We start from the raw sequence: 26,779 nt of genomic DNA on the forward strand, positions 1-26,779 counted from the left end.
GGCGTTCAGCTAGATGCGATCGGCGGCTGGTGACGGCCGATTCCGGGGGCATTCAGGGTTCGGGGCGTGTGTCGGTCGACGGCTGTAATCTAGGGGGCGCGTGGGGGCCTCGGGCGCTGTCGCGCGCCCTGATCCAGGAATTGCCGCATCTGCGCCGTCGGGCGATGCCGGATTTCAGCGCACAGGTCCGGCGTGTGGTCGATGTCTGGGCGCCGCTGCCGGGGCCAGCCGGAGAGCTCAGCCGCCTGCTGCAGGACATGGGCCGCTTCACCGCCGGCGCCTGGGTGAGCTGGCTGGAAGCCACGCCGGGCGGGCTGACCCTGGCGCGGATGAGCGATGCGATGCGGCGGTCGAACCTGTCCGGGCCGGGGCGGGCCCGCACCATCCTCGGCTACCTGCGCTTCATCGGCTTTATCGAACCCGCGCCGGAAGCCCGCAACGGGCGCGAGAAGCACTACCGCACGACGGACCGGCTGCGCGCGGCGTTCCGCGCGCGGCTGCGGCTGGAGCTCGAGGCGCGGCGCGACACCGATCCGGTCATGGCCGCCCTGCTGGCGCGCCTCGACGAGCCGGGGGTCTGTTCCGCCTACATCGCCATCATCGGCGAGGTCGCCCTGCTGACGATGGAGGCGGGGGGAACGGTCAGCAATCCCGTCGACACCTTTTCGCAGCGGTTCGCGGGGGTGGGCATTCTCTGCGAGATGCTCAAGGGGGGCCGCCCGGGGGACGTCTTCCCGCCCCGCGGGACGGTGGATTTCAATGTCCCTGACCTGGCCCGGCGCTGCGGGACCTCGCGGATGCAGGTCGTCAGTCTGCTCCGACAGGCGCGTCACCGCGGTCTGCTGGTCCCGACCGCCGACGGCGAGCGGTTCTCGGAGGATCTGCTGACCAACTTCGAGACTCTCGTCGCGGGCGCCACCGACATGATGGTCGGCAGCGCCCGCCTTCTGTTCGGCGGTCCGCCGGTGGTGTTCGCCGACGACGCGGCGAACGGGCAGGGCGCTCAGAGCACCCAGCCGCCGTTGGTGTCGCCGCCGCCGGTGTAGAGGTTGCCGGTGGTGGCGGTGAGGTTGCCGTTGATCTCGATGCGGAAGTCGGCCTTGCCGTCGCCGTCGACGTCGAGCTGCAGGGTGGTCACCGCGCCGTTGTAGGACAGCACCGCCTGGCCGGCGACGCGGGTGAAGCCGGAGACGAAGGTGAAGGCCTGGTCGCCGCCGCTGTTCACATTGGCGTCGATGGCCGAGAGGTCGATGCGGTCGTTGGCGGCGAAGCTGAGGTCGACGATGGTGTCCTTCTCGACGAGGCCCGCGCCGGTGCTGAACCGGTGGATGTCCAGGTCGGTGAAGGCGAAGGTGTCTGCCCCCGCCCCGCCGGTCAGCCGGTCGGTTCCGTTGCCGCCGTAGAGCAGGTCGTCGGCGTCGCCGCCGTCGAGCACGTCGTTGCCGTCATCGCCGTAGAGGGTGTCGGCGCCGCCGAGACCGGTGATGGTGTCGACCTCGCCGCCGCCGTGCAGGACGTTGGCCCCGCCGCCGCCGATAATCGTGTTGCGCAGGGCGTTGCCCGTGCCGTTGATCGACCCGGCCCCGCTGAGGGTCAGGTTCTCGAGGTTGTTTCCCAGGGTGTAGGTGATCGAGGCCGTCACCGTGTCGGTCCCCTCGCCGGAGGCCTCGATGACGGTGTCGCCGGCGTCGTCGACGACATAGCTGTCGTTGCCCAGGCCGCCGGTCATGCTGTCGGCCCCGGTCCCGCCGTCGAGCGTGTCATGGCCCAGCCCGCCGATCAGGGTGTCGACGCCGGCGTCGCCGTTCAGGACGTCATTGCCGACCGAGCCGTCGAGGGTGTCATTGTCGTTGCCGCCGTTCAGCGTGTCGGCGCCGCCGTCGCCCAGCAGCGTGTCGTTACCGTCCAGGCCCGACAGGACGTTGGCCGAGCTGTTGCCCAGAAGCACGTTGTCCAGGCTGTTGCCGGTGGCGTTGATCGCCCCGCCGGGCGCCGCCAGGGTCGCGTTCTCGAAGCCCGCGCCCAGGGTCCAGCTGACGGCCGAAATGACCAGGTCGACCCCGTCGCCGCCCGCTTCGTCGGTCGTGTCGCCGGCGTTGTCGACAACGTAGGTGTCGTTGCCCGCGCCGCCGGTCATGGCGTCCGCGCCGGTTCCGCCCCGCAGGTAGTCCGCGCCCACGCCGCCGATCAGGGTGTCGTTGCCGGCTCCGCCGTCGAGGAAGTCGTCACCGGCTCCGCCGTCGATCAGATCTGCCGCGCCCGATCCGGTCAGGCTGTCCGCCGTTGCGCCGCCGAGGATGGCGTCGATTTCAGGGGTGACGGTGATCGTCGTGCTGACGCTGTTGTGGACCGTCTGGTTCTGGAAGAACTTGAGGTTGGCCGGCACCAAGCCATAGGGGGCGGAGTAACCGATATAGTTGCCGACAAGGGCGTCAAGATCGCCATCGCCATCCAGGTCGGCGAATGTCGGCATGCTTTCATAGCCAACGGTCACGCCATTGAAGGGATTCGCGGCGCCGCTCCGGGCAACGAACCTCGGAGCGCCAGCAGAGCCTGTGTTCTCGAGGAAGGTGAGCGTGCCATTGGACTGGCCGACCACCGCATCCAGGTCACCGTCGCCATCGATGTCCACCAGGAATGGATTGCTGTCTCGTCCGACATTGAGGCCGCTGAAGGGATCTGCCGCCCCTGTGCGCAGGACAAACACCGGCGCCCCGGCCGTGCCGGTATTCTCGTAATAGTTCAGAACTTCGCCATAGGCCTCGCCGACGACCATATCCAGATCGCCGTCTCCGTCCACGTCTCCGAACGCGGGCGACGCGCGGAAGGTCTCGTCTACGGCGACAAAGGGATTGGCCGCACCTGTCCGTTCGACAAAGGCCGGGGCCAGCGCCGTGCCGATGTTCTCCTGATACCGGATCGTCCCGTCGTTGGCGCCGAACACCAGGTCAAGGTCGCCGTCGGCGTCCAGGTCGATCAGCACCGGCGCGGGCGCCTGATCACCCGGCATGATGTCAAACGGAACGGCCGCCCCGGTCCTCTGTTGGAACACCGGCGCCGCGGCGGCGCCGGTATTCTCGAAATACTGAAGGCCGGTGAAGGGAACGCCGACGATGGCGTCGAGATCACCGTCCCCATCCAGATCGCCGAAGGTCGCAGCGGCTCTGTTGCCGAACGTCATGCCGGAGAACGGATTGCTGCCGTCCTGAAGGCTGAAAGCCGTGGGCGAGGGAAGGCCAGCGCCCGCCGCGTCGATGACGTTGATCGTCAGGGTGCGTGTGACCGTCGGCGCGTCGCTGACATTGGCGTAGGTCAGGCTCTCGATGACGGCGTCCACCATCGCCGAAGTGGCGGCGCCGTTGAACGTCACGGTGAAGGAAGCGCCGCTTCCGCCCGTCGCCGTGCCGATGGTCACGGCCGATCCGACGCCCGCGCCGTCGGCGTCATAGGAGACCGTCCCGCCGGACAGGCTGATGATGGCGCCGCTGGCGATCGAAACCCGGTCCTCGGCGAGCAGGCCGGAGACCGTCAGGGTTCCTCCGCTGAAGTTGCCTTCGAAATCCGCGAACGTGACGTTGGCGTCGAGCAGCTGCGGCGTCGCGTTGACCAGGTTCTCGCCGAAGGTCATCGAGGCGGCCAGGCCCGACAGGGTCGGCGCGTGGTTGGGCTCGGGAATGTCGATATTGACCGTCCCAAGCGTCGTGAAGTTGAAGAAGTCCGTGCTGGTCGCGACGGTCAGGGTCACGGCGTTGTCGCCGACTACGCCGGAAGCGCTCGTGTACTTGATGTTGGCCGGCGTGTTCAGCCAGGCGTCGAGGTCCGACAGCGTGCCCGACAGGTACATGATCGTCCCGAACGAGCTGACAGAGACGCCGCCGGACTGCGTCCCGGCCAGCGTGCCCGACCCGACGGTCAGGCGAAGGACGATCTGACCGGTCGTATCCGGATCGGAGAGCGTGATGGACGACAGGTCCACGTTCGAGGCTGTCGCAGCCGTGACCGTCACGTCGGTCGGAACGCCCGTCGCGGTCGTCGGGTCGTCCTGGGCGGTCACCGTGACGGTGATCGACGGCGGCGGGGCTGTGACGTTGATGAAATACTGCAGGATGCCGTTGGTTTGGCCGACGACCGCGTCCAGATCGCCGTCGTGATCCAGATCGACGAGCGTTGGAGCGCCCTTCGCGTCGATGGAGAAGGCGCCGAAGGGGTTGTCGTTGCCGATGCGCTCGACGAAATCCGGCGAAGACGCCGTGCCGATGTTCTCGAAGTAGTGCAGGCTCCCGAACATGTCGCCGGCGAGGGCGTCGAGATCCCCGTCGTGATCCACGTCGCCGAAGGTGATCGACGAACGGTCGGCGACGCTGATGCCGCTCAGGCTGCTGCCGCCGCCGAACTGCGGAGTCGAGGCCGAGCCGAAGTTCTCGAAATAGGTCAGGGAGCCGTTCAGCGCGCCGACGACGACATCAAGGTCGCCGTCACCGTCGAGATCGACCAGGCTCGGCTTGCTGTAGTCGCCGACGTCCAGACCGTTGAACGGATTGCTGAAGGACAGGCGCGCCGTGAACTGGGCCGACGAGGACGATCCGGTGTTCTCGAAGTAGAGCAACTGGCCGTTGCCCAGTCCGACGACCAGGTCGATATCGCCATCTCCATCCAGGTCGCCGAACGTGGGCGCGGTTGTGCCAGGAATGATTATACCATTGAACGGGTCCTGGGCTCCGGTCCGCTGGGTGAAGGCCGGAACCTGGGCCGAACCGGTGTTTTCGTAATAGGCGATGGCGCTGATGGAATGGCCGACAGCGAGGTCCATGTCGCCGTCACCGTCTAGGTCCGCGAAAGCCGGAAAGCTGTCGGAGCCGGGGTCAATGCCCTGGAAGGGATTGTCGAAGTCCCTCAATTCCTGAAACGTCGGAACGCCGTACAGCGATTGGCCGGACGCGTCGGTGACGTTGATCGTCAGCGCCCGCGTTTCGGTCGGGTTCTGGCTGACATTGGCGTAGGTCAGGCTTTCGATCAGGGCTTCGATGATCGCCGAGGTGGCGTTGGCATTGAAGACGACCGAGAACGCCGTGCCGACGCCGCCGCTGGCCGTGCCGATCTCCATCGGCAGCCCGCCGCCTGCGCCGTCGGAGTCATAGTAGACCACGCCGGCCACGAGCCTGATCGTCGCGCCGCTGGCGATCGACACCCGGTCCTCGGCCAGCAGGCCGGAGACCACCAGGGTTCCGCCGTCGAAATTTTCGTCCGGATCGGTGAAGCTGACGTCACTGTCGATCACCTGCGGCGTCACGTTGACGGTGTTCTCGTCAAAGGTCGGATCGTTGAAATCGGTAAGGGTAGGGGCGGTCATAACGGCGATCCTCACAGGCAGAGAGACCGCGCCCGTCGGCTGATCGGGCGCGTACCATGGCGGAGGACGCCGACCGCAGTCGGCGCGCTAGGCCACCCCGTGAATCGACGGTATCCATGCCCCCAGCGTGATGTGATGCACACCCTCATTGGTCGAGGCCATGACAATCGTTGCTCAGAATGGGGGCGGTAATTTGAAAGGCGAGTATTTCGCCACAGGGGTGTGATTTTCGGCGGTTTTTGGCTTGGGTATATGTAGCGGCATCGCTGTCGGGCGTGGCCGGGGCGGTGCGCCGACGCAGCGGGGAGGGAACGCGCGACGCGTGCGTGCACCACGGCCGGGCGCGTGATTCCGGATGCCAACCGCAGCCATCCGCCCTATGAAGTCCGCAAAGCTTCCGCGGGCAGACCTGACCCGTGAACCTGCCAGAGGGCGCATATGGACGACGCCGGTTTCGCTGTTCGCGGCAAGGATATCGCGCTGTTGCGCCGTCTGGAGGAACGGGTTCTCTGGCTGGCCAGCTGGACGATCCACAACGCCAACCACCTGCGCGACAGCCGCGACGGCCTCAAGGTCGGCGGGCACCAGGCGTCCTGCGCCTCGATGACCACCCTGATGACGGCGCTCTATTTCAGCGCCCTGCGGCCGCAGGACCGGGTGGCGGTCAAGCCGCACGCCAGTCCGGTGTTCCACGCCATCCAGCACCTGTATGGCCGCCAGACCCTCGACCAGCTGCAGCGATTCCGGTCGCTCGGCGGGGCGCAGTCCTATCCCTCGCGGACCAAGGACATCGACGACGTCGACTTCTCCACCGGCTCGGTGGGCCTCGGCGTGGCGATGACCGCCTTCGCCAGCCTGACGCAGGACTATCTGGCCGCGCGCGGGGCGGTGAAGCCCGACGCCATGGGGCGGATGATCAGCCTGCTCGGCGACGCCGAGCTCGACGAGGGCAACATCTACGAGGCCCTGATCGAGGCCTGCAAACACGACGTCCGCAACACCTGGTGGATCGTCGACTACAACCGCCAGAGCCTCGACGCGACGACATCGGACCGGATGTTCACCCGCTACGGCGAGATTTTCGAGGCGGCCGGCTGGACCGTCGAGACGCTCAAGTGGTCGAAGCGCCAGCGTGAGGCTTTCGGCAAGCCCGGCGGCGCGGCGCTGCAGGCGTGGATCGAACGCACGCCCAACGACCTCTACGCGGCCCTGACCTACCAGGGCGGGGCCGCCTGGCGGGAGCGACTGACGGCCGATCTCGCCGGCGACAAGGCGGCGCTGACGCTGATCGGCGGCGTGGACGACGCCGAGCTGGCCCTGCTGATGACCGAGCTGGGCGGTCACTGCCTGGAGACCATCCTCGAGGCCTTCGCCCGGGCGGCCGAGGACGACGCGCCGCGGGTGTTCATCGCCTATACGGTCAAGGGCTGGCGCCTGCCCTTCGCCGGGCACAAGGACAACCATTCGGGTCTGATGACCCCGACCCAGATCGCCGAACTGCGCGAGCGCCTGGGCGTGCGGGAAGGGGAGGAATGGGATGTCTGGTCCGGCCTCGCCGACAACGAGCGCAAGGCCATGCGGCGGCTGGTCGAGACAGCGCCCTTCGCCGCCCGCAAGGACGGCCATCGCGCCGCGCCGCAGGTGGCCACCCCCACCGCCGACACGCTGCTGAAGGCCGTGGCGGGCGGTGGCGAACAGTCGACCCAGGCCGCCTTCGGCAAGGTGATGTTCGAGATCGCCAGGGCGACCGACGAGTTCTCGGGCCGGGTGGTGACCACCTCGCCGGACGTGACCGTCTCGACCAACCTCGGCGGCTTCGTCAATCGGCGCGGCGTGTTCCATCGCCGGGCCCATGAGGATGTGTTCAAGAACCGGCGCATCCCCTCGGCCCAGGTCTGGGCCATGGGCGAGACGGGGCAGCATGTCGAACTGGGCATCGCCGAGAACAACCTGTTCATCGCCCTGGCGGCGCTGGGCCTGTCGGCGCCGCTGTTCGGCGAGCGGCTGTTTCCGGTCGGCACGCTGTACGACCCCTTCATCGCCCGCGGCCTCGATGCGCTGAACTACGCCTGCTACCAAGACGCCCGCTTCCTGCTGGTGGCCACGCCCAGCGGCCTGACGCTGGCGCCGGAGGGCGGGGCGCACCAGTCGATCGGCACGCCGCTGATCGGCATGGCCCAGCCGGGGCTGGACAGCTACGAGCCGGCCTTCGCCGACGAGACGGCGGTGCTGATGGCGCATGCCTTCAACCGCATCCAGGCGACGGACGGCGGCTCGACCTACCTGCGCCTGTCGACGCGCGTCATCGACCAGCCCGCGCGGGCCGACGGCGCCTGGCGCACCGGCTGCGTCGCGGGCGCCTACTGGATGAAGCGGCCGGCGCCGGACGCGCGGCTGGCGCTGGTCTACAGCGGGGCCATCGCGCCGGAGGCCCTGGCGGCGTTCGACCAACTGCTTGAGGACGAGCCCGGCGCCGGCCTGCTGGCGGTCACCTCGCCGGACGTGCTGCACGCCGACTGGACGGCCGCGGGCCGCGCCCGCTGGACCAGGGGGGAGCAGCGCACGGCGACGATCGAGGCCCTGCTGGCCGATCTGGCCCCGACGGCGGGTCTGGTGACGGTCATCGACGGCTCGCCGGCGGCGCTCAGCTGGATCGGCTCGGTGCGCGGCCAGCGGGTGCGGGCGCTGGGGCTGGAGACCTTCGGCCAGTCGGGCGACCTGCCGGACCTCTACGCGAAGTACCGCCTGGACGCCGACGCCATCCTCGACGCCTGCGCCGATCTGATGGTCTAGCCGGGCGCCGGCGCGTCCATGCCGCTGATCAGCCCGTCCCGGAAGGTGAAGATGTGGGTGATGACCCCTTCGCCCCAAAGCTTGCCGCCGCGGTGCACCGTGTAGAGCGTTGTCATGACCAGCCGGTCGTCGCCCTCGGTCTTCTGGTCGACCACGGCGCCGGTCAGGGCGATCTGGCGAAAGACCTGGTCCCAGTAGGCGCGCACGGCGGCCCGGCCGCGCAGGCGCCCGCCGTTGAACATGTCCAGCCAGTCGACGTCGGGATGCAGCAGCGCCGCGGCGGACTCGAAGTCCCGCTGATTGATCGCTTCAAACAGCGCGGCCGCCACCGCGGCCCGATCGGTCATCACCGCCAACCCCCCAGTCAGCCGATGCAGGAACTGATTACCTTTCACCGCTCGCCGGGTCTGGCGAGTCCTTTCTGCGTCAGTCCCACTCCATGCCGATGATCTGGTCATCCTGGAAGCGGTAGGTATTGGTGACGACTTCCTCGGTGAACAACCTGCCGTCGAGGGTTCGCACGACATAGGCGACCTTCACGGCGACACGCCCGTCGTCGAGCTCTGTCATGCTGATCGGCGTGCCTTCCGGATCGATCTTCGCGAACTGGTCGCGCCACATGCCGCGCAACGCCTCGCGGCCGGTCATCTGCCGGTTGTCGAACAGGTTCGGCCACGAAACGTCGGCGTGCATGAAGCCCACGACCGCGTCGATGTCCTTGCGGTTGAAGGCCTCGTAGAGGCGTGTCAGCAGGGCTTTGTGATCGCCCATCGCATCCTGTCAGTCGTCGGCGGGCTTCGCCGTCTCGATCATAAGATACGCGATAAGATCCGTTCTGGCTTTAGGATCCTTGACGCCCATGAAGGTCATGCGCGTGCCGGGAATGTCCGCCTTCGGATCGGTCAGCCACTTGTCCATGTGAGCGGCGTCCCACTTGAAGCCGGCGGCCTTCACGCCGTCGGAGTAGTTGAACTTCTCGACCGTGCCGACGGTGCGGCCGAACACGCCGTGCAGGTTCGGGCCGGTCATGTTCATGCCGCCGGCGTTGATCGTGTGGCACGAGCGGCAGAGCGCGAACGTCCGCTGGCCATTGGCCAGATCGGCGGTGTTGTAGGGGGCGGGCAGGGCGGCCAGGGCCTTGGCGGCGTGTTCGGCGGCCTCGGCCTGCTCTTCCGAGGGCGCGGCCGGCGCCGGGGCGGCGGCGGCGGGCGCGGCTTCGGTGGCCGCGCTGTCGGCGGCGGGGGTCTCGGCGGACTTGCTGCAGGCCGTCAACAGCGCCGCGGCGCTCACCAGAACCAGAAACTTGATGTCAGTGCGCATGGATCTTTCTCCCGACCGATGCGGCGCAAGCTAGCGCGGTTTGCCGATGATGCAACGGCGCGGGCGGCATTTGATCCAGCGCAATCGGCGACCGGGGCCGGAGGGTTGACGGAATGTAACGCTGAGGTTACATGTAACCTTCACGTTACATGGGAGGCCGCGATGGCCGGCAAGAAATCATTCGAGCTCTCGATGTCGGAACGGGTCGAGCGGGCGCAGAAGCGGCGGACCCGGATTCTCTGGGTTCAGGGGCTGTCCTTCCTCGTGTGGCAGGGCGCGTTCCTCAACACCGTCCTGACGCACGAGGGGCCGCTGCGGCTGGTCGACCAGGTCAAGCTGGGCGGCTTCGTGATCTGGTGCGCGGCGCTGCTGATGCTGCTGATGACCGGCGGCGGCCTGTTCCGCAACAAGGCGGTGAGGGCCATTCTCGAGGACGAGAGCACCCACGCCCACCGTCGCACGGCGATCACCATCGGCTTCTGGACCGCCATGGTGGTGGCGCTCGGCCTCTATGTTGCGGCGATGTTCATTCCGGTGACCGCGCTGGAGGCGATTCACGGCATCCTGACGGCCGGGGTGGTCACGCCCCTGATTGCCTTTGTCTCGCTGGAGCGCCGCGCCGAACGCCATGGCTGATCCGGGTCTGTCCAACGGGCTGAAAGCGGCCCGGACCCGGCTGGGTCTCACCCAGGCCGATCTGGCCGATCGGGTCGGCGTCACCCGCAAGACGATCAACACCGTCGAGAATGGCGTGTTCGTGCCCTCGACCGTACTGGCCCTGCGCCTGGCGAAGGCGCTCGGCGAGCCGGTCGAGGCGCTGTTCTGGATCGAGGACTAGTCGTCGCCGGCGGGCCGGCCGCGCATGGCCTTGACGCCGCCGCGGCGGGTCTTGGCGTCGACACGCCGCGCCTTGGCGGCCTTTGACGGCTTCGTCTTCCTGCGCGGCGGGGGCGGCGGTTCGGCGGCCTTTCGGATCAACTCGGCCAGCCGCTCGATGGCGTCCGCCTTGTTGCGCTCCTGGGTGCGGAAACGGTTGGCCGCGATCACGATCACCCCGTCCAGCGTCAGGCGCGAGCCGGCCAGCTTCTGCAGCCGCGTGGAGACGTCGTTCGGCAGCGACGGCGAGCGCCGCGCGTCGAAACGCATCTGCACCGCCGTGGCGACCTTGTTGACGTTCTGCCCGCCGGGTCCGCCGGCGCGGATGAAGGCGAACTCCAGTTCGGAGTCCTCGAGCGTGATGGCGGGCGTGATCTCGATCATGGGAGGGACGTTTTAGCCTATTCCCGCCCCGCGCGCCTCACTGCGTCATGCTGACAGGGACTGACACCACGCCGTCGTAAGCGCCTGAGGATCCAGCGAGTCCCACCGGAGCCTTCATGACCAGTCCCTCCACCCGCCTTCTTCGCCGCACGGTCCTCAAGGGCGCCGCCGCCCTGGCCGCCGCCGGCGTACCGGCGCTGGCCGCCGCCGCGTCTCCCGCCGTCGGCAGACCCGGCGACTTCGACTTCCTCACCGGCGAATGGAAGATCAGCCATCGCCGCCTCAAGGCCCCGGGGGACTGGGACGTGTTTGAGGGCGAGGCGACCTGCTGGTCGATTATCGGCGGGGTCGGGCATGTCGAGGAGCTGCGCATCCCGGCCCGGGACTTCAGCGGCACGGGGCTGCGCTTTCTCGATATGGAGACCCGCATCTGGTCCGACTTCTGGGTCAACGCCAGGAGCGGCGTGCTCGGGGCGGCCGGCCTGACGGGCGGCTTCGCCGACGGCGTCGGGCTGTTCACGGCCGAGGATGTCGACGGCGACACGCCGATCAGGGTGCGCGGCGTCTGGGACCGGATCACCGGCCAATCGCACCGCTGGCGTCAGGGCGTGTCGCGTGACGGCGGCGTCACCTGGGACGACAGCTGGTTCATGGACTGGACGAAGGTCTGACGCCCGCCGGGCCTGCTCAGCCCCCAGTCCGGGGCCGGGACGTCTAGCGCCGCTTCCGCTTTTCGCGCTGGATCGCCTCGTCGAGCGCCTGCAGGAACCGCGAGCGGTCGTTGCGGTCGAAGGGGCGGGGGCCGCCGGTGATCTCGCCGGTCGAGCGGATGTGCTCCATGATCGCGCGCTGGGCCAGCGCCCCGCCGATGGAGTCGGCGGTGAACGGCTGGCCGTTCGGCTTGATCGCCGTGGCTCCGGCCTTGATCACCCGGTCGGCCAGCGGAATGTCGTTGGTCACCACCACATCGCCCGGCGCGGCGCGCTCGGCGATCCAGTCATCGGCGATGTCGGGGCCCGCGTCGACGATCACCCGCTCGATCAGCGGCGAGGCCGGGATCATCATGAAGCTGTTGGAGACAACGAAGGTCTTCAGTCCGTAGCGCGCGGCGACCTTGTAGGTCTCGTCCTTCACCGGACAGGCGTCGCCGTCGATGTAGATGCGGATCGGGTCGGACGGTGTGCTCATTGTGAGGGTTTAGCCAGCGGAACCTGAATCGGCCAACAATCGTTAACGCGAGGTCTATGAGCATAGGGGAGTTCCTCACCATGCCGCTGTTCCTGAAGCGTTTTCTGGCCGACATCGACGCCCTGATCTGGACGATCACCGCCGGGGCCTAGGCCGGCCGGGCGACCCGTCGCAACAGATCCCCGGTCATCTGGCCGATTTCCGCGACCGCCTCGCGCGCCGGCGCCGACACGTGGGTCAGGTTGATGAAGCCGTGCGGCAGGGCCGTGTAGTACCGCTCCGTGAAATCCACGCCCGCCGCGGTCAGCTGCCGCGCATAGGTCAGGGCGTCCGGCCGACAGGGATCGAGCGGTCCGCCCGCCACCAGCAGGGTCGGCGGAGCCCCTCCTTCCAGCGCGCCGAGCAGGCAGGGCGCGGTGGTGGTCGCCAGCTGCGCACGGATGAACTGCACCGCCAGCCGCCCGACGATCCGCGCGTCCTGCAGCAGGCTTGACGCCCAGACGTCGTCGTCCAGCGACAGCAGAGGATAGATCAGCACCTGGGCCTTCACGGCGCCGGGCGTCTCGGCGTTGAGCCGCGCGGTGGCCGCCACGGCCAGATAGCCGCCGGCCGAGTCGCCGCCGAGCGCCAGGGCGTCCGGGTCGGCGCCGAGGCTGGGCGCGAGGGCCTGGATGGCGCGAAACGCGGCGAGGGCGTCATGAAGCTGGGCCGGGAAGGCGGCTTCCGGCGCCAGGCGATAGCGGCAGGCCAGCACCCGGACCCTGGCCGCGTCGGCCAGCCGGACGCAGAAGGCGTCGTGGGTCTCCAGATCGCCGAGCACGAAGCCGCCGCCGTGGAAGAACACCAGCATCGGTCCCGGCGTCTGCGCGCCCTCGGGCACGTAGAGGCGCGCGGCCAGCGGTCCGGCGGCGCCCTGGACGGTGAAGTTCCGCAGTTCGGCCAGGTGCGGCAGCGTCCGGTCGCGGCGCGACAGCATGAAGCCGGTCGCCTTGCGCGCCCGTTCGACGCCCTTGCGGGTTTCCGCCGCGAGGCGTTCGGCGAGGCTGTCGCTCAGGTCAGGCAAGGCGGGGTCCCTTCACGAACGGGGGCGGATTGACCCCCTCGATGGCCCACCAGATGTCGTCCCGGGTCGTGGCGATCGCAAGCACCTGCGTCGCCTCCTCATGGCCCATCCGTTCGGCGATCCTGAGCCAGTGGACGTACCAGCGGCGGCGGCCGGCCTGGCGCTGGCGCATGGCCAGGTTCCAGGCGGCGGTGTCGTCGCCGGCGGCGACCGCGCGCTTGAGCCAGTACACGGCCTCCAGCGGCCGGGGCGGCGCCATGACATCCTCGATCAGGATCGCCAGGCTGTTCATGGCCAGGCAGTAGCCCAGCTGGGCGGACACCGTGTACAGCGCCTCTGCCTCGAACAGCCGGCCCTGGCCCTCGCGCTCGTTGGCCTCGGCCCACAGCTGGCAGGCCTGGATCTGGATGTCGGAGCTGCGGATCGTCATCACGCTGAGCCCCCGTGAAGCGTGGTGCCGGCTACAGGAATCGAACCCGTGACCTTCGGTTTACAAAACCGCTGCTCTACCATCTGAGCTAAGCCGGCCAGGCGGCGCGCCGGAATGGCGGGCCGCGCAGGGCTCTTCCTCTGACAGAAGCCGCGTCGGGTCAACCGGCCGGCGCGGCGTGGCGTCAGGCCAGTTCGAACGAGGCCTGGCGGGTCATGCCGGTGCCGGACAGCTCGGCGCCGTCGAACCGCACGGGCCGGCGGGCCCCGCCCTGCTGTTCCAGCGGGGTAATGTCGGCATCCTGGAAGATGGCGTGGGTCAGGCGTGCGCGCAGGAACGACGCGCCGCGCAGGTCGGCGCCCTTGAAGCTGGCCCCGCGCAGGTCGGCGTCGTCGAAGATCGCGCCCTGCAGCTGGGCGCCGGAAAAGTCGACCCCGACGCCGATCGACGAGCGGGCGGTCATGCCGGCCAGAAGCTGGTCGCTGAAGAGGTTGCGGGCCGGACGAAGGTCGAAGCCGTCGAGGCAGGCGGGCTTGCCGCTGCGGCCGTTGGTCCTGCCCCAGGTCTCGGACCGTTCAAGCTCGCCGCGAATGTCGTCCAGCCGGGCGATCGCCTGCGGCGTCGGGTCGACCACGCAGCCTTCGAGCGACACGCCGGACCGCTGAAGGAAGCCGACGTCGACATTGGTGACGATGGCGCCCTTGAGCACCACGCCGGTCAACCGCGCGCCCGCCAGGTCCACGCCATCGAGATTGGCGTCGGTGAAGTTGGCGTTCTTCAGGTTGGCGTTGCGCAGCAGCGCGCCGCGCAGCGAGCAGTTGGTGAAATCGACGCCGAGCGCCACAGCGTCGGTCATGTTGGCGCCGTTGGCCGTGGCCCCGGTCATCTCGGTGCGGTGGCCCATCCACTTCAGGCCGAGTGTCTCGTCAGCGATGCACAGCACCGCGGCCCGCATGTCGGCCTGGTCGAGGTTGGCTCCGGCCAGCTTGGCTCCGGCATAGGTCCCGCCGCGCAGGTCGGCGCGGAACAGTCGCGCGCCGCGCAGGTCGCAGCGGGTCAGGTTGGCGCAATAGAGGCTGACCCGGCTCATGTCGGAGCCGATGAAGGTGCTGCCGGTCAGGTCCGCCCCGGTGAAGTCGGCGTCGGCAAGCCGCTTGCGGTCGCAGCGCAGGCCGCGGGCGACGACGTAACGCAGGAGGCCGCGCGCCCCGCCGGGGCGACCCATGACGAAGGCCTCGTGCGCCTGGATCCGGGCGGCGAAGGTGTCCGCGTTCAGCAGGGTTATCCGCGGAGCAAGACTGGAACGGGAACGTGACATAGCCTCTTCAGCTAGGCGAAAGCCGTCACCGAAGTCTTAGCCGGGGCCTTGTCTGGCCCGGAATGGGTGCAATTGGTCCGGCGTCCCGCTCAGACGGCCGCGAGGCGGGCGAGCCCGGCCGCGCGCCACTTCTGGGCCACGGACCAGACGATCACCCCGGTGGCGACCACAGCGATCAGGATGGTGCAGACGGCGTTGATTTCCGGCGTCACGCCGAGCCGCACCTGGCTGTAGATGCGCATCGGCAGCGTCGTCGCCCCGGGGCCGCTGGTGAAGCTGGCGATGACCAGATCGTCGAGCGACAGCGTCAGGGCCAGCATCCAGCCGGCCAGCACCGCCGGGAAGATGTTCGGCAGGGTCACCTGCAGAAACGCCCTGGCCGGCGTACAGCCGAGATCCTGGGCGGCCTCTTCCAGCGAGCGGTCGAAGGTGATCAGCCGCGAATGCACGACCACCGCGACATAGGACAGGGTGAAGGTGGTGTGCGCCAGCATGACGGTCCAGAAGCCGCGGTCGAGGCGCAGGGCGACGAACAGCAAAAGCAGCGACAGGCCCATGATCACCTCGGGCATGACCAGCGGCGCATAGACCATGCCGGAGAACAGGGTGTGGCCCCGGAACCGGCCGCCGCGCACCAGGGCGATGGCCGCCAGCGAGCCCAGCACGGTTGCCGCCGTCGCCGACAACAGCCCGATGCGCAGGGTCGTCCAGGCCGCGTCGAGCAGCTGGTGGTCCCTCAGCAGCGCCGCGTACCACCGGACGGAAAATCCGCCCCAGACCGTCACCAGCCGGCTGCCGTTGAACGACCAGACCACCAGCAGCACGATCGGCAGGTAGAGAAACGCGAACCCGACGGTCAGAGAAACGAGATTGAACCAGGAGGGGCCTCTACGCATGGCCTGGCCCCCCGGCCATGGGTCGTGCGTCCTTCGACACGGCGCTGCGCGCCTGCTCAGGATGACGACCCGATTGCATGTCATCCTGAGCAGCGCCTGAAAGGCGCGTGTCGAAGGACGCAATCTGCAACCCCGCCCTCACGTCCCGGCCTCCAGGGCTTTCTGCTGCTGGCGCTGGTAGAGCAGGATCGGCGCGATCAGCGTCAGCAGCAGCACGATGGCCACGGCCGAGGCGAACGGCCAGTCGCGGTTGGCGAAGAACTCCATCCAGATCGAGCGGCCGATCATCAGCGAGCCGGGCCCGCCGAGCAGGTCGGGAATGACGAACTCGCCGACCATCGGAATGAAGCACAGCAGGCAGCCGGCGATGACGCCGGGAATCGAGAGCGGCCAGGTCACCTGCCAGAAGCTCTTCCACGGCGGCGAGCCGAGATCGGCGGCGGCCTCCAGCAGGGTGTGATCCAGCCGCTCCAGCGCCGAATACAGCGGCAGGACCATGAACGGCAGGTAGCTGTAGACCAGCCCGATCTGCACAGCGGTCGGGGTGTAGAGCAGGTCGACCGGCGGGATATGCAGCACTCCCAGGAAGGCGTTCAGCAGGCCCTGCGGCTTGAGGATGCCGACCCAGGCGTAGACCCGGATCAGGAAGCTGGTCCAGAACGGCAGGATGACGAGCATCAGCAGCACGTTGCGCGTGCCCGGCCGGCATTTGGCCATGCCGTAGGCCATCGGGTAGCCGACCAGCAGGGCGAGGACCGTGCCGGTCGCGGCGAAGCGCAGGCTGGAGATATAGGCGTCGAGATACAGCCGGTCGGAGACCAGTCGCCGGTACATCTCGCCGTCCAGCGCCCCGAGGAAGTCCCGGATGCCCTGCAGCCCATGACTCCAGACGATTTGCGGCGTGTAGGGCGGGATGGCCAGCGCCGTGTCGGACAGCGACAGCCGCAGCACCAGCAGGAACGGAAACGCGAAGAACAGGCCGAGCCAGAGCGCCGGCAGCAGGGCGGCCCGTGAACGCGGGCGGCTCACGGCGTGCGTCCTTCGAGACGCGATCCTGAGGGATCGCTCCTCAGGATGACGAAGAGGGAGGGGCTGCAAAAATGCTCGTCATGGTGAGGAGCGAGCCTCAAGCGAGCGTCTCGAACCACGCACGTCACGACGTCAGCACCACGCCGGCGTCGGGGTCGAAGCTGACCCAGACCTTGTCGTCCCAGTCGATAGGCCGGTCGACGAACCGCCGGGAATTGGCCCGCGCGACGCGCACCAGTTTCCCGCCCGGCAGCTCGACGATGTAGTTGGTCCAGTCGCCGGTGTAGCCGATGTCCCAGATCTCGCCGGCCAGGGTGTTGCGCGCGCCGGGGGCGGGCGGGTCGAGGCTGATGCGCATCTTCTCGGGCCGCACGGCCAGCCAGACGGTCGACCCCGGGCCAGGGCAGTCGTCGTCGAGCACATAGAAGCCGGCCTCGGCCTCGGCCAGATTCAGATGGGCCATCGGATGCTCGATGGCTTCCACCGTGGTCTCGAACAGGTTCACGTCGCCGAGGAACTCGGCCACGTAACGGCTGTTGGGCGCCTCGTAGACCTCCTCGGGCCGGCCGACCTGGACGATCTTGCCGTCGCGCATCACCGCGATCCGGTCGGCCATGACCATGGCCTCTTCCTGGTCGTGGGTGACGATCAGGAAGGTCACGCCGAGCTCGACCTGCAGGTCCATCAGCTCGAACTGGGTCTCCTCGCGCAGCTTCTTGTCCAGCGCCCCGAGCGGCTCGTCGAGCAGCAGCATGCGCGGCTTGCGGGCCACGGCGCGGGCGAGGGCGACGCGCTGCTTCTGGCCGCCGGACAGCTGGTCAGGGCGGCGGCGGGCGAACCCTTCCATCTTCACCAGGGCCAGCATCTCGGCGACGCGGGCGGCGATATCCTTCTTCGCCATGCCCTCCTGCTTGAGGCCGAAGGCGATGTTCCGCTCGACGGTCAGGTGCGGGAACAGGGCGTAGCTCTGGAACATCATGTTCACCGGCCGCCGGTGCGGCGGCGCCCCGGCCAGATCCTCGCCGTTCAGGGTGATGCGGCCGGCGTCGAGGCTCTCGAACCCGGCCAGCATCCGCATCAGGGTGGTCTTGCCGCAGCCGGACGGGCCGAGCAGGGCGAAGAACTCGCCCGGATAGATGTCCAGCGACACGTCGTCGACGGCGGCGTGGTCTCCGAACCGCTTGGTTACGCCCTGGAAGCGGACCAGCGGCGTGGCGTTCGGGTCGTTCCACGGGGCGAAGCTCGACCGGACGGCGCCGATGTTGCGCCGGGTCTGTTCGCCGCGGGGTTGTCGGGTCGAGGGCGCGCGGCTCATCGCCCGGTCATCACCCGCGTCCAGAGGCGGTTCACCTGCTGCAGCAGCGCCTGGTCCTTGGTCGTGGTCACGAACAGCCGGCTGAACACGTCCGGCGTCGGATAGACGTTCGGATTGTCGCGCAGGTCGGCGTTGACCAGGGCCGTCGCCGGCAGGTTGGCGTTGGCGTACTCGGTGTAGTTCGACGCGCGGGCGATCACCTCGGGCCGCAGCATGTAGTCGAGGAATTTGTAGGCGGCCGCCTTGTTGGGCGCGTCCACGGGAATGGCGAACACGTCGAACCAGACCTGGCTGCCTTCCTTCGGGATGACATAGCCGATCTCGACGCCGTTCTTGGCCTCCTCGGCACGGGTCGCGGCCTGGAGGATGTCGCCGCTGTAGCCGATGGCGATGCAGGCGTCGCCGTTGGCCAGGGCGTTGATGTATTCCGACGAGTGGATCTTGGTCACGTAGGGCCGCAGGCTGACCATCAGGTTCGTCGCCGCCTCGTAGTCGGCGATGTTGCGCGAGTTGGGGTCCTTGCCGAGGTAGTTCAGCGTCACCGCGTACATGTCCTCGGACGCGTCGAGGAAATAGACGCCGCAGTCCTTCAGTTTGGCGAGGTTCTCCGGCTTGAACACGACGTCCCAGCTGTCGATCGCCACGCCGGGCAGACGCTTGGCGATGGCGGCCTTGTTGTAGCCGATGCCCATGGTGCCCCACATGTAGGGCACGGTGTACTTACCGCCCGGATCGAACGGCTCCATCCGCGCCATCAGGTCCGGCCACAGGTTCTTGCGGTTGGGAATCTGGCTGAAGTCGAGCGGGCTGATGGCCTTGGCGGTGATGTAGCGCGGCACGTTGTGGTTCGACGGCGCGACGATGTCGTAGCCGGTCCCGCCGGTCAGCACCTTGGTCTCGAGCACCTCGTTGGAATCGAAGGTGTCGTAGACGACCTTGATGCCGGTCTCCTTGGTAAACTCGTCCAGCAGCGCCGGGTCGATGTAGTCCGACCAGTTGTAGATGCGCAGCGTCTGGGGCTTGTCGGCCCCGCCGCCGCAGGCGGCCAGGGCCAGGGCGGCGGCCCCCAGGACCATCGCGGTCCAGCGCCGCGTCATACCGGTCATTGCAGACATCCCCGCGTCTCCCCAGAAGGCTGAAAATCGTTATAGGGCCTTGGACGGCCGACGAAAGCCCTTACCCGGCGGGGCGGGAGGCGCGCGGCAAACTTCCCATTCCCGGACGCGGCGGCTATAGCCCGCGCCATGGCCCGCATCCTCATCACCTCCGCCCTGCCGTACATCAACGGGATCAAGCACCTGGGCAACCTCGCCGGCTCCATGCTGCCGGCCGACGTGTTCGCGCGCTTCCAGCGGGCCCGGGGGGCCGAGACCCTCTACATCTGCGCTACCGATGAACATGGCACGCCGGCCGAGCTGGCCGCCGCGGCGGCGGGCCAGGACGTGGCGACTTACTGCGCCGAGCAGCACGACCTGCAGAAGGCCATCGGCGCCCGGTTCGGCCTCAGCTGGGACTGGTTCGGCCGCAGCTCGAACGCGCCCAACCACCGCCTGACGCAGCACTTCTGCGAGGCGCTGGAGAAGAACGGCCTGATCGAGGAACGGACCGACAAGATGGTCTACTCGATCGACGACAAGCGCTTCCTGCCGGACCGCTACGTGGAGGGAACCTGCCCCCGCTGCGGCTTCGACAAGGCGCGCGGCGACCAGTGCGACAACTGCGGCGAGCTGCTCGACCCGGTCGACCTGATCAATCCCTATTCGGTGATCAGCGGCTCGCGGAACATCGAGGTGCGCGACACCCGCCACCTCTACCTGCTGCAGACCAGGATCGAGGGAAAGATCCGCGCCTGGGTCGATTCGAAGGCCGAGGGCTGGCCGGCCCTGACGCGCGGCATCGCCTACAAGCACCTCGACGAGGGCTTGATCGACCGCGGCATCACCCGCGACCTCGCCTGGGGCATCCCGGTGGTCAAGGACGGCGCCCCGCGCCCGGGCTTCGAGAACAAGGTGTTCTACGTCTGGTTCGACGCCCCGATCGAATACATCGGCGCGACCGTCGAGTGGTCCGAGGCGACCGGCGCGGAATGGAAGCGCTGGTGGCGCACCGACGAAGGCGCGACCGACGTCGAGTACGTCCAGTTCATGGGCAAGGACAACGTCGCCTTCCACACGGTCAGCTTCCCGGCGACGATCATCGGCTCGGGCGAACCCTGGAAGCAGGTCGACCGGCTGAAGGCCTTCAACTGGCTCAACTGGTACGGCGGCAAGTTCTCCACCAGCGGCAAGCGCGGCGTGTTCATGGACGCGGCGCTCGAGCTGCTGCCGGCCGACCTGTGGCGCTGGTACCTGACGGCCAACGCGCCGGAGGGCTCCGACACGGCCTTCACCTGGGAGCAGTTCCAGTCGGCGGTGAACAAGGACCTGGCCGATGTGCTGGGCAACTTCATCAACCGCATCGTCCGCTTCAACGAGAGCAAGTTCGGCCCGGCGGTCCCCGCCGGCGGCGAGCCCGGTCCGCGCGAGCAGCAGCTCTACGCCGACGTCGCCGCCCAGCTGGCCGTGCTGACCACCGAGCTCGAAGCCATCGAGGTTCGCAAGGCGGCCCAGGCCGTCCGCGCCCTCTGGGTGCTGGGCAACGAGTATCTGCAGGAGGCGGCCCCCTGGACGGCGTTCAAGACCGACGTCGAGCGCGCGGCCGTGGTGACGCGCACGGCGCTGAACCTCGCGGCGCTCTACGGCCGGGTCAGCGCGCCCTTCATCCCGTTCGCGGCGGAGGGCATCTGCAAGGCGTTCGGCGAAGCCTGGCCGCCGGCCTGGCCGGGAACGGACGTCGCCGCCGAACTGTCGCGGCTCGAGCCGGGCAGGGCGGTGACCGCGCCGGACGTGCTGTTCCCCAAGATCCTCGACGAACAGATCGTTGAGTGGACGGAGCGGTTCGGCGGCGCCGACTGACCACGCTGACGACGCCATAATTTGACTCAGTCAAATTATGGATCCAGTCTAGCGTTATGAGCCTGCGAGAGACCAAGCGCGCCCGCGCGCATGCCCGCATCCTTGACGTCTGCGAGGCGCTGTTCCGCGCGCGCGGCTTCGACGCCACCAGCATCGACGACATCGTCAGCGCGGTCGGCGTCAGCCGCCAGACTTTTTTCAACTACTTCGCCGGCAAGGACGCGGTGCTGACTGAACTGGCGATCGGCTGGTTGCGCCGGCAGGCCGACCTGCCGGCGCTCGATCCGGACCTGCCCGCCGGCGCCCCGGTGCTCGAGGCGACGCGGGACTGGGTCGCCGCCCAGGCCCGGGCGATCGAGGCGGACCGCGACTTCATGCGGCTGGTGGTGGTGCGCACGGGCCGAACCCTGGCCGGCGACGGGGAGCCGCGCGGCCGACGCAGCGACCTGGGCGCCCAGATCTTCGCGGGTGTGGCGGCCATCTTCCGCGCGGGCCAGGCGGCGGGCGAGATCCGCGCCGACATCGACCCCCTGCGACTGGCCGAGGTCTACGTCTCGGCCATGCTCATGACGGTGCGGCTCTGGCTTCTGGGCGAAGGCGACGCGGGCGAGCGGCTGGAGACGCGGATCAACCAGACCATCGACCTGCTCGAAGGCGGCCTGCGGGTCCCGGACCGGCGGGACGGCGCGCCGTGACGGCCGGGCGACCCGGCGGACGCGTGCGGTTCGGCAACTGGATCCGCCTGCGGATCCTGCTGGCGTATCTGGCTGGCGGCGCGGCCCTGACGGTCGCGGGCGCCCTGGTGAGCGCCCCGTCCGCGCGGCTGATCCTCTGGCTGGCCGCGGCGACGCCGCTCGGGATCGGGCTGTTCCTGACCTATCTCTGGGTCGCCTTTTCGGACCGGGGCGGGCGTGTCCAGCGCCGGCTGTGGGCTGTGGTCCTCGACCGGCTGGCCTGGGACGGCCGGGGACAGGCGCTCGACATCGGCACGGGGCAGGGCGCGCTGGCCATCGGCCTCGCCGAGCGGCTGCCCGCCGCGCGCGTCGTCGGTGTCGACCTGTGGGCCGCGGGCTGGGAGTATTCCAGGGCGGCCTGTGAGCGCAACGCGCGGGCCGCCGGCGTCGCCGACCGCGTGCGCTTCGAGCGCGCCAGCGCCGCGGCCCTGCCGTTTCCGGACGGGACGTTCGACGCGGTGGTCAGCCATTTCGTGTTCCACGAAGTGCGCGACGGCGGCGGTCCGCGGGCCGCGCTGCGCGAGGCGGTCAGGGTATTGCGGCCCGGCGGGCGGTTCTGCGTCCAGGACATGTTCCTCGATCGCCGGCTGTACGGGCGCGTCGAGGAGCTGCTGGACATGCTGCGGGCCTGCGGCCTGCGCGAGGTCGCCTTTTCCCGCCTCGCCGACCTCGGCCCCGTCCCCTGGGGCATGGGCGGCCGGCGTGTGCTGGGCGCGGCCGGGGTGATCACCGGCGTGGGCTGAGCGAGCCTAGTGCTTCTCGAACTTCTGCTTTTCGGCGGGCGTGATGTCGAGGAACCCGGGCATGACCGCGTTGTACTGCTCGACGCGGTGCAGATCGACGAACACCTGGCGCGTGCCCTCCCACATCATGTGCAGGGCGACATAGAGCACGATGAACAGGCCGATGTAGCCGATCCAGCGGAAGCGGTGCAGCAGCCGGGCGATCCAGCTGGCCGCCACGCCCATCAGGCCGATCGACAGTAGCAGGCCGAACACCAGCACGGCCGGGTGCTCGCGCGCGGCGCCGGCCACGGCCAGCACGTTGTCGAGCGACATCGACACATCGGCGATGAGGATCTGCAGGAAGGCGGCGCGGAACGACTTGGCCGGCTTGACCTTCGGCTCGGTGGCCGGGTCGTTGTCGAGGCAGGCCTCGGCCTCGGCCTCGTCGTGCGCGGCCTGCTCGTGCAGCTCGCGCCACATCTTCCAGCAGACCCACAGCAGCAGCACGCCGCCCGCCAGCAGCAGGCCGATGATCGCCAGCAGCTGCACCGTGATCAGGGCGAAGCCGATACGCAGCACCACCGCGGCCATCAGGCCCCAGAGGATGGCCTTGCGACGATCCTTGGGCGGCAGCCCGCCGGCGGCCAGGCCCACGGCCACGGCGTTGTCGCCGGCCAGCACCAGGTCGATCATCAGGACCTGCAGCAGGGCCGCGCCGGCGCCGCTCAGATCGACAGCCATCAGAGTTTCAAACATGCGCGCCTCAATGCGTCAGCCGCCGACGCCTTGCAAGGCGTCGACGGCTGATTGCTCCCGCGGACCTGACGCCTAGTGGGCGTGCTCGGGTTCCTTGTGGTGCTCATCATGGCCGTGACCATGGGCGTGGTCGTCATGACCGTGGCCGTGGTCGTCGGCCTTGTGACCGTGGTCGTCGTGGCCGTGGCCGTGGTCGTCATGGCCGGAGTGCGAGATGTGCTGGGCCGGACCGTGGCCATGGTCATGACCATGGTCATCATGACCGTGGCCGTGACCGTCGTCATGACCGTGTCCGTCGTCGTGACCATGCCCGTGATCGTCGTGGCCGGCGTGATCATCATGACCGTGCGAGGTCAGGGCGGTGTGGTGGGCGTCATGGCCATGGCCGTGGCCGTCCCCGTGGCCGTGGCCATCATCATGACCGTGGCCGTGGTCGTCGGCCTTGTGGCCGTGATCGTCGTGGCCGTGACCGTGGTCATCATGGCCGTGCGAGGTGCTGGCGGCGTGATGGGCGCCGTGACCATGGTCGTCATGACCGTGGCCATGGCCGTGATCGTCATGGCCGTGGCCGTGATCATCGGCCTTGTGGCCATGATCGTCGTGCCCGTGATCGTCGTGGCCGTGCGCGTCGTGCGAGGTGTGGTGCGCGCCGTGGCCGTGGTCGCCATGGCCGTGTCCGTGATCGTCGTGCCCGTGGCCGTGGTCATCGTGACCATGACCATGGTCGTCGTGGCCGTGCCCATGGTCGTCATGACCGTGGCCATGATCCCCGTGGCCGTGACCGTGATCATCATGGCCGTGCGAGGCCAGGGCGTAGCCGCCCGCGGCGCCGGCGGCGGCGGCCACCATCGGATTCACATAGCCCTGGCTGGCGGCCGTGACCGGGTGGGCCTCATGGGCGGGTTCCTGCTCGTTGACGCCGTAGTCCTGCATGGTGCGGAACTTGCGGCGACGTTCGGCGCGGGCGCGGCTGGCGCCGGCGCCCCGGGCCAGGACCACCAGCAGGATCAGGGCGAGCAGGGCGAGCGCCCCGCCGACCACGTTCTCCCGCGCGACCTTGCCGACGCCCGGCAGGGTCGGCTCGGGCACCCACGGGAAGGCCAGGGCCTTCAGCGACGGCATGCCGAGCTTCGGCAGCTTGAAGCCCTTGGCCGCGGTCGTGGCGGCTTCCACCGGGGCCGCGACGGCCTCCTTCAGGGAGCCGACGGAGAAGGCCGTCTTCGGCTTCACGCCCTTCAGTTCGAGACCATAGTCGGCCGTCAACGGCGACCGGACGGCGTCGGTCGGCTTGACCTTCCAGGTGAAGGTCGTCGGCTTGCCGGCGGCGACCGGGGCGGTCTGCTGGCCGGGCGGGTTGATGGCGTAGCCGTCGCCCTTGAGGCTGGCGTAGGCGTCGACCTTGCGGGCGGCGCGGCCGAGGCCGAGTTTGGCGGCCTGTTCCTGGACCATGGCCAGCAGATCGCCGGGCAGGGACAGGACGACATCGGCTTCCTTGCCGGCCTTCAGGTCGGCAGGCACCGACAGGGTGGCGCCGCTGTTGATGCCGCCGGACACGGCGGCCTGCAGCTGCTGCGGCGGGGTCAGTTTCGGCGCTGCGGCGACGGGCGCGGCCGGGGCGAGCACCGGCGCCGGGGCGGCGGGCTTGAGCGGCGCGGCGGCGACCGGGGCGGGTGCGGGCTTCACCGGGGCGGGCGGCGCGGCCTTGATCACCGCCGGCTTGACCACCGGCTTGACGACGGGCGCGGGCGTGGACGTGGCGGCGCGCCAGCTGCGGCGCGGGGCGGCGGCCACGGCGCGCGGGGCGTAGCGGTTGCCGTAGACCTGACGCCGCTCGGCGGCAGTCATGTCCTCGGGATTGGCGACCGGGCGCATGGCGATCTGCAGCGTGCCGTCGGCCTTGCGGCGCGTGACCAGCTGGAAGCGCGGACCGCCGGTCGAGGTGGCGGCCGTTTGGCCTTTCGGTTCAGGCAGATAGTCGTACTTGTGACCGTAGAACCTGACTCGGTCGGCCTTGCTCAGGTCGCCGGGATTGGGCACCGGCGCCATGCCGCTGAACGTGCGCGGGCCGCCGGCCAGGCCGTCGGGAGCGGGACGCGCGGCCGCGCCCTGACCCATCAGGGTCGGGGTCGAAGCGCCGCGATCATAGCTTGAGGGTGGAGGGCCGGCGTAGCCGTCGTCAGGCGCGGCGCCGCCGCACCCGGTAAGCGCCAGAAAAGCCGCGCCCGAAGCGGTACAGGCCGCCAGACGCATAAAGCCCTTCAACATTGAGAACCCCCGATCCCATGCCGAAACGGCGGGAAACAGGCCCCGCCCTTCACAAGCGTGGAAGAAAAACACGCCTTGGCGACGAAATCAAAACGGTTAATTCAGATTCTCGTAACGTGTTCACCTCAGAGGCGAATTCGTGAGGCTTCGTAGAGCGCGATTGCCGCCGCATTGGACACGTTGAGGCTCTCGAAGCCCCCCGGCATGGGGATCTTCGCCAGCACGTCGCAATGCTCCGAAACCAGGCGGCGTAAGCCTTCGCCTTCGGATCCGAGCACCAGAACGGTCGGCGACCCGTCCATTGCGTCGGCCAGATTGACCGACGAATGGCCATCTAGCCCCAAAGTGCGCCACCCCAGGTCCGAGAGCGTCTCCAGGGCCCGCGAAAGGTTAACCGCGACCGCGTGCGGCATCTTGTCGATGGCGCCGGCGGCGGCCTTGGCGAGGGCGCCGCTGAGCACCGGCGCGTGGCGGTCCTGCAGGATCACCCCGCGCGCGCCGAATGCGGCGGCCGAGCGGAAGATGGCCCCGATGTTCTGCGGATCGGTGATCTGGTCGAGCACCAGCAGCACGCCTTCGGCCGGAGAGCCGATGTCGTGAATAGAGAGCGGCTCGAGCGGATCGATCTTCAGGGCCAGGCCCTGGTGCACGGCGCCGGCCGGCAGCAGCCGGGCGATCGCGGGCCCGTCGACTGATTCCATCTGCTTGAGCACACCGAAGCGGCGAGTCAGGGCCTGGGCGCGATCTGGAGTGGCCAGGAGTCGGCGCGGCTGGGCCCGGTTCGGATTCTCCAGCGCGGCCTCCACCGCGTGCACGCCCCACAGCCAGTCCTTCGAATCCGTCGCGGAAACCCTTTGCGGACGGGGTTTTCCGTCTTTTTCGAGATGAGGACGAAAGCCTGATTTCCGGTCGTTGCGTTGTTTGGGGGACGACACTATAAGACGCGCTCCGATTTGGGGCCCCACGGTTTTCCGCGCGTTTGCGGAGGCCGAGCCGCCAAGGAAGAAAGCCTTTAGACCGCGTGCGGGGGAATGTCCCGAGTGGCAAAGGGGAGGGACTGTAAATCCCTTGGCGTCAGCCTTCGTAGGTTCGAGTCCTACTTCCCCCACCACGTGATCTGAAGGCTCTCCTTCCTGGCAGCCGGGACCTCCGGATCAGAACAACGGGAGTCCACCGCGATCCCGCCTCAGGGCGGGTATAGCACAATGGTAGTGCAGCAGCCTTCCAAGCTGAGGATGCGGGTTCGATTCCCGCTACCCGCTCCAGGCGCTCCCCTACATCTTCTTCGCTGGCGCCAGGGATTGGAAAGAAAATGGCCAAGGAAAAGTTCGAACGCACCAAGCCGCACTGCAACATCGGCACGATCGGGCACGTCGACCACGG

The 26,779-nt window shown here is 68.7% G+C and carries 25 protein-coding genes and 3 tRNA genes; 11 read left to right on the plus strand and 17 right to left on the minus strand.

From position 1 onward, the window contains the following. Positions 1–194 precede the first annotated feature (194 nt). Positions 195–1,046, plus strand: a complete 852-nt coding sequence (locus AC1RN0_RS05290) for a hypothetical protein (RefSeq protein WP_492786381.1) — start codon at positions 195–197, stop codon at positions 1,044–1,046. On the opposite strand, the gene AC1RN0_RS05295 is transcribed toward AC1RN0_RS05290, so the two are convergent. Further along, the gene (locus tag AC1RN0_RS05295) at positions 1,004–5,350 is read right to left on the minus strand and encodes an FG-GAP-like repeat-containing protein (RefSeq protein WP_492786382.1); all 4,347 of its coding nucleotides are present in this window, start codon (positions 5,348–5,350) and stop codon (positions 1,004–1,006) included. The two genes, AC1RN0_RS05290 and AC1RN0_RS05295, sit on opposite strands and share 43 nt — an antisense overlap. 438 nt (positions 5,351–5,788) lie before the next feature. On the opposite strand from AC1RN0_RS05295, the gene AC1RN0_RS05300 reads away from it, so the two are divergent. After that, positions 5,789–8,143 (plus strand): thiamine pyrophosphate-binding protein, encoded by a 2,355-nt coding sequence (locus AC1RN0_RS05300; protein ID WP_492786383.1) that lies wholly within the window; start codon positions 5,789–5,791, stop codon positions 8,141–8,143. On the opposite strand, the gene AC1RN0_RS05305 is transcribed toward AC1RN0_RS05300, so the two are convergent. The 3 genes from AC1RN0_RS05305 to AC1RN0_RS05315 form a co-directional block, all read right to left on the minus strand. After that, entirely contained in the window at positions 8,140–8,490 is a 351-nt protein-coding gene (locus AC1RN0_RS05305; RefSeq protein WP_492786384.1) for a nuclear transport factor 2 family protein, read from the minus strand. The two genes, AC1RN0_RS05300 and AC1RN0_RS05305, sit on opposite strands and share 4 nt — an antisense overlap. Before the next feature lie 79 nt (positions 8,491–8,569). Continuing rightward, positions 8,570–8,914, minus strand: a complete 345-nt coding sequence (locus tag AC1RN0_RS05310) for a nuclear transport factor 2 family protein (RefSeq protein WP_492786385.1) — start codon at positions 8,912–8,914, stop codon at positions 8,570–8,572. Positions 8,915–8,923: 9 nt separating this feature from the next. Continuing rightward, complete coding sequence (locus AC1RN0_RS05315; protein ID WP_492786386.1) at positions 8,924–9,463, minus strand: c-type cytochrome; 540 nt, start codon at positions 9,461–9,463, stop codon at positions 8,924–8,926. Positions 9,464–9,625: 162 nt separating this feature from the next. Here AC1RN0_RS05315 and AC1RN0_RS05320 point away from each other — a divergent pair, with 162 nt between their 5' ends. Beyond that, positions 9,626–10,099, plus strand: coding sequence for a hypothetical protein (locus AC1RN0_RS05320; RefSeq protein WP_492786387.1), 474 nt, complete (start codon positions 9,626–9,628; stop codon positions 10,097–10,099). Further along, positions 10,092–10,301, plus strand: a complete 210-nt coding sequence (locus tag AC1RN0_RS05325; RefSeq protein ID WP_492786388.1) for a helix-turn-helix transcriptional regulator — start codon at positions 10,092–10,094, stop codon at positions 10,299–10,301. Before AC1RN0_RS05320 ends, AC1RN0_RS05325 begins: the two co-directional genes overlap by 8 nt. Here AC1RN0_RS05325 and arfB read toward each other — a convergent pair. Then, positions 10,298–10,723 carry an alternative ribosome rescue aminoacyl-tRNA hydrolase ArfB gene (gene arfB / locus AC1RN0_RS05330; protein WP_492786389.1) on the minus strand — a complete coding sequence of 142 codons (426 nt, stop codon included), beginning with the start codon at positions 10,721–10,723 and terminating at the stop codon, positions 10,298–10,300. The genes AC1RN0_RS05325 and arfB overlap by 4 nt on opposite strands. Before the next feature lie 116 nt (positions 10,724–10,839). Between arfB and AC1RN0_RS05335 the strand changes: the two genes are divergently transcribed. Next, positions 10,840–11,394: a DUF1579 domain-containing protein gene (locus tag AC1RN0_RS05335; protein ID WP_492786390.1), complete on the plus strand. Its 555-nt coding sequence runs from the start codon at positions 10,840–10,842 to the stop codon at positions 11,392–11,394. 43 nt (positions 11,395–11,437) lie between these two features. On the opposite strand, the gene AC1RN0_RS05340 is transcribed toward AC1RN0_RS05335, so the two are convergent. The 9 genes from AC1RN0_RS05340 to AC1RN0_RS05380 form a co-directional block, all read right to left on the minus strand. Continuing rightward, on the minus strand, positions 11,438–11,911 hold the full coding sequence (locus AC1RN0_RS05340) for a YaiI/YqxD family protein (RefSeq protein WP_492786391.1): 474 nt from the start codon (positions 11,909–11,911) through the stop codon (positions 11,438–11,440). A gap of 148 nt (positions 11,912–12,059) precedes the next feature. Continuing rightward, entirely contained in the window at positions 12,060–12,974 is a 915-nt protein-coding gene (locus AC1RN0_RS05345) for an alpha/beta hydrolase (RefSeq protein WP_492786392.1), read from the minus strand. Further along, positions 12,967–13,404: an SEL1-like repeat protein gene (locus AC1RN0_RS05350; RefSeq protein ID WP_492786393.1), complete on the minus strand. Its 438-nt coding sequence runs from the start codon at positions 13,402–13,404 to the stop codon at positions 12,967–12,969. The genes AC1RN0_RS05345 and AC1RN0_RS05350 overlap by 8 nt, the downstream gene beginning before the upstream one ends. A gap of 22 nt (positions 13,405–13,426) precedes the next feature. Further along, positions 13,427–13,502 (minus strand) — tRNA-Thr (locus tag AC1RN0_RS05355). Between the two features lie 86 nt (positions 13,503–13,588). Further along, complete coding sequence (locus AC1RN0_RS05360; RefSeq protein ID WP_492786394.1) at positions 13,589–14,722, minus strand: pentapeptide repeat-containing protein; 1,134 nt, start codon at positions 14,720–14,722, stop codon at positions 13,589–13,591. An 89-nt stretch (positions 14,723–14,811) separates the two neighbouring features. After that, a complete protein-coding gene (locus AC1RN0_RS05365; protein WP_492786395.1) occupies positions 14,812–15,618 on the minus strand; it encodes an ABC transporter permease in 807 nt (268 codons plus the stop codon). A 138-nt stretch (positions 15,619–15,756) separates the two neighbouring features. Beyond that, complete coding sequence (locus AC1RN0_RS05370; RefSeq protein WP_492786396.1) at positions 15,757–16,647, minus strand: ABC transporter permease subunit; 891 nt, start codon at positions 16,645–16,647, stop codon at positions 15,757–15,759. 124 nt (positions 16,648–16,771) lie between these two features. Beyond that, the gene (locus AC1RN0_RS05375) at positions 16,772–17,962 is read right to left on the minus strand and encodes an ABC transporter ATP-binding protein (RefSeq protein ID WP_492786397.1); all 1,191 of its coding nucleotides are present in this window, start codon (positions 17,960–17,962) and stop codon (positions 16,772–16,774) included. After that, the gene (locus tag AC1RN0_RS05380; protein ID WP_492786398.1) at positions 17,959–19,068 is read right to left on the minus strand and encodes a polyamine ABC transporter substrate-binding protein; all 1,110 of its coding nucleotides are present in this window, start codon (positions 19,066–19,068) and stop codon (positions 17,959–17,961) included. The genes AC1RN0_RS05375 and AC1RN0_RS05380 overlap by 4 nt, the downstream gene beginning before the upstream one ends. Positions 19,069–19,206: 138 nt before the next feature. On the opposite strand from AC1RN0_RS05380, the gene metG reads away from it, so the two are divergent. The 3 genes from metG to AC1RN0_RS05395 are packed head-to-tail and all read left to right on the plus strand — an operon-like array spanning position 19,207 to position 22,393. Beyond that, a complete protein-coding gene (gene metG, locus AC1RN0_RS05385; protein WP_492786399.1) occupies positions 19,207–20,916 on the plus strand; it encodes a methionine--tRNA ligase in 1,710 nt (569 codons plus the stop codon). A 56-nt stretch (positions 20,917–20,972) separates the two neighbouring features. Then, positions 20,973–21,611 carry a TetR/AcrR family transcriptional regulator gene (locus tag AC1RN0_RS05390; protein ID WP_492786400.1) on the plus strand — a complete coding sequence of 213 codons (639 nt, stop codon included), beginning with the start codon at positions 20,973–20,975 and terminating at the stop codon, positions 21,609–21,611. Next, positions 21,608–22,393: a class I SAM-dependent methyltransferase gene (locus tag AC1RN0_RS05395; protein ID WP_492786401.1), complete on the plus strand. Its 786-nt coding sequence runs from the start codon at positions 21,608–21,610 to the stop codon at positions 22,391–22,393. Before AC1RN0_RS05390 ends, AC1RN0_RS05395 begins: the two co-directional genes overlap by 4 nt. A gap of 6 nt (positions 22,394–22,399) precedes the next feature. Here the strand turns inward: AC1RN0_RS05395 and AC1RN0_RS05400 are convergent, their stop codons facing one another. From AC1RN0_RS05400 to rlmB, 3 genes are all read right to left on the minus strand, one after another. Beyond that, a complete protein-coding gene (locus AC1RN0_RS05400) occupies positions 22,400–23,131 on the minus strand; it encodes a TerC family protein (RefSeq protein ID WP_492786402.1) in 732 nt (243 codons plus the stop codon). Between the two features lie 72 nt (positions 23,132–23,203). Further along, on the minus strand, positions 23,204–25,396 hold the full coding sequence (locus AC1RN0_RS05405; protein WP_492786403.1) for a stalk-specific protein X: 2,193 nt from the start codon (positions 25,394–25,396) through the stop codon (positions 23,204–23,206). Positions 25,397–25,521: 125 nt separating this feature from the next. Further along, positions 25,522–26,331 carry a 23S rRNA (guanosine(2251)-2'-O)-methyltransferase RlmB gene (rlmB, locus tag AC1RN0_RS05410; RefSeq protein WP_492786404.1) on the minus strand — a complete coding sequence of 270 codons (810 nt, stop codon included), beginning with the start codon at positions 26,329–26,331 and terminating at the stop codon, positions 25,522–25,524. Positions 26,332–26,421: 90 nt separating this feature from the next. Here rlmB and AC1RN0_RS05415 point away from each other — a divergent pair. From AC1RN0_RS05415 to AC1RN0_RS05425, 3 genes are all read left to right on the plus strand, one after another. Further along, positions 26,422–26,507, plus strand: a tRNA-Tyr gene (locus AC1RN0_RS05415). Positions 26,508–26,587: 80 nt separating this feature from the next. Next, a tRNA-Gly gene (locus AC1RN0_RS05420) sits at positions 26,588–26,661 on the plus strand. 47 nt (positions 26,662–26,708) lie between these two features. Further along, the coding region (locus AC1RN0_RS05425; RefSeq protein ID WP_492786422.1) for a hypothetical protein at positions 26,709–26,779 on the plus strand (71 nt) is incomplete at its 3' end.

The organism is Caulobacter sp. GW821-FHT12F03 (genome assembly GCF_058806855.1).

Bases quoted from the DNA above. Each gene is read 5' to 3' on its own strand.
- AC1RN0_RS05365 (WP_492786395.1), bottom strand. From the start codon at position 15,618: ATGCGTAGAGGCCCCTCCTGGTTCAATCTCGTTTCTCTGACCGTCGGG.
- metG (WP_492786399.1), top strand. From the start codon at position 19,207: ATGGCCCGCATCCTCATCACCTCCGCCCTGCCGTACATCAACGGGATC.
- AC1RN0_RS05305 (WP_492786384.1), bottom strand. From the start codon at position 8,490: ATGACCGATCGGGCCGCGGTGGCGGCCGCGCTGTTTGAAGCGATCAAT.
- AC1RN0_RS05320 (WP_492786387.1), top strand. From the start codon at position 9,626: ATGGCCGGCAAGAAATCATTCGAGCTCTCGATGTCGGAACGGGTCGAG.
- AC1RN0_RS05310 (WP_492786385.1), bottom strand. From the start codon at position 8,914: ATGGGCGATCACAAAGCCCTGCTGACACGCCTCTACGAGGCCTTCAAC.
- AC1RN0_RS05350 (WP_492786393.1), bottom strand. From the start codon at position 13,404: ATGACGATCCGCAGCTCCGACATCCAGATCCAGGCCTGCCAGCTGTGG.
- AC1RN0_RS05400 (WP_492786402.1), bottom strand. From the start codon at position 23,131: ATGTTTGAAACTCTGATGGCTGTCGATCTGAGCGGCGCCGGCGCGGCC.
- AC1RN0_RS05295 (WP_492786382.1), bottom strand. From the start codon at position 5,350: ATGACCGCCCCTACCCTTACCGATTTCAACGATCCGACCTTTGACGAG.
- AC1RN0_RS05315 (WP_492786386.1), bottom strand. From the start codon at position 9,463: ATGCGCACTGACATCAAGTTTCTGGTTCTGGTGAGCGCCGCGGCGCTG.
- AC1RN0_RS05380 (WP_492786398.1), bottom strand. From the start codon at position 19,068: ATGACCGGTATGACGCGGCGCTGGACCGCGATGGTCCTGGGGGCCGCC.
- arfB (WP_492786389.1), bottom strand. From the start codon at position 10,723: ATGATCGAGATCACGCCCGCCATCACGCTCGAGGACTCCGAACTGGAG.
- AC1RN0_RS05390 (WP_492786400.1), top strand. From the start codon at position 20,973: ATGAGCCTGCGAGAGACCAAGCGCGCCCGCGCGCATGCCCGCATCCTT.
- AC1RN0_RS05340 (WP_492786391.1), bottom strand. From the start codon at position 11,911: ATGAGCACACCGTCCGACCCGATCCGCATCTACATCGACGGCGACGCC.
- AC1RN0_RS05335 (WP_492786390.1), top strand. From the start codon at position 10,840: ATGACCAGTCCCTCCACCCGCCTTCTTCGCCGCACGGTCCTCAAGGGC.
- AC1RN0_RS05300 (WP_492786383.1), top strand. From the start codon at position 5,789: ATGGACGACGCCGGTTTCGCTGTTCGCGGCAAGGATATCGCGCTGTTG.
- AC1RN0_RS05375 (WP_492786397.1), bottom strand. From the start codon at position 17,962: ATGAGCCGCGCGCCCTCGACCCGACAACCCCGCGGCGAACAGACCCGG.
- AC1RN0_RS05405 (WP_492786403.1), bottom strand. From the start codon at position 25,396: ATGTTGAAGGGCTTTATGCGTCTGGCGGCCTGTACCGCTTCGGGCGCG.
- AC1RN0_RS05360 (WP_492786394.1), bottom strand. From the start codon at position 14,722: ATGTCACGTTCCCGTTCCAGTCTTGCTCCGCGGATAACCCTGCTGAAC.
- AC1RN0_RS05325 (WP_492786388.1), top strand. From the start codon at position 10,092: ATGGCTGATCCGGGTCTGTCCAACGGGCTGAAAGCGGCCCGGACCCGG.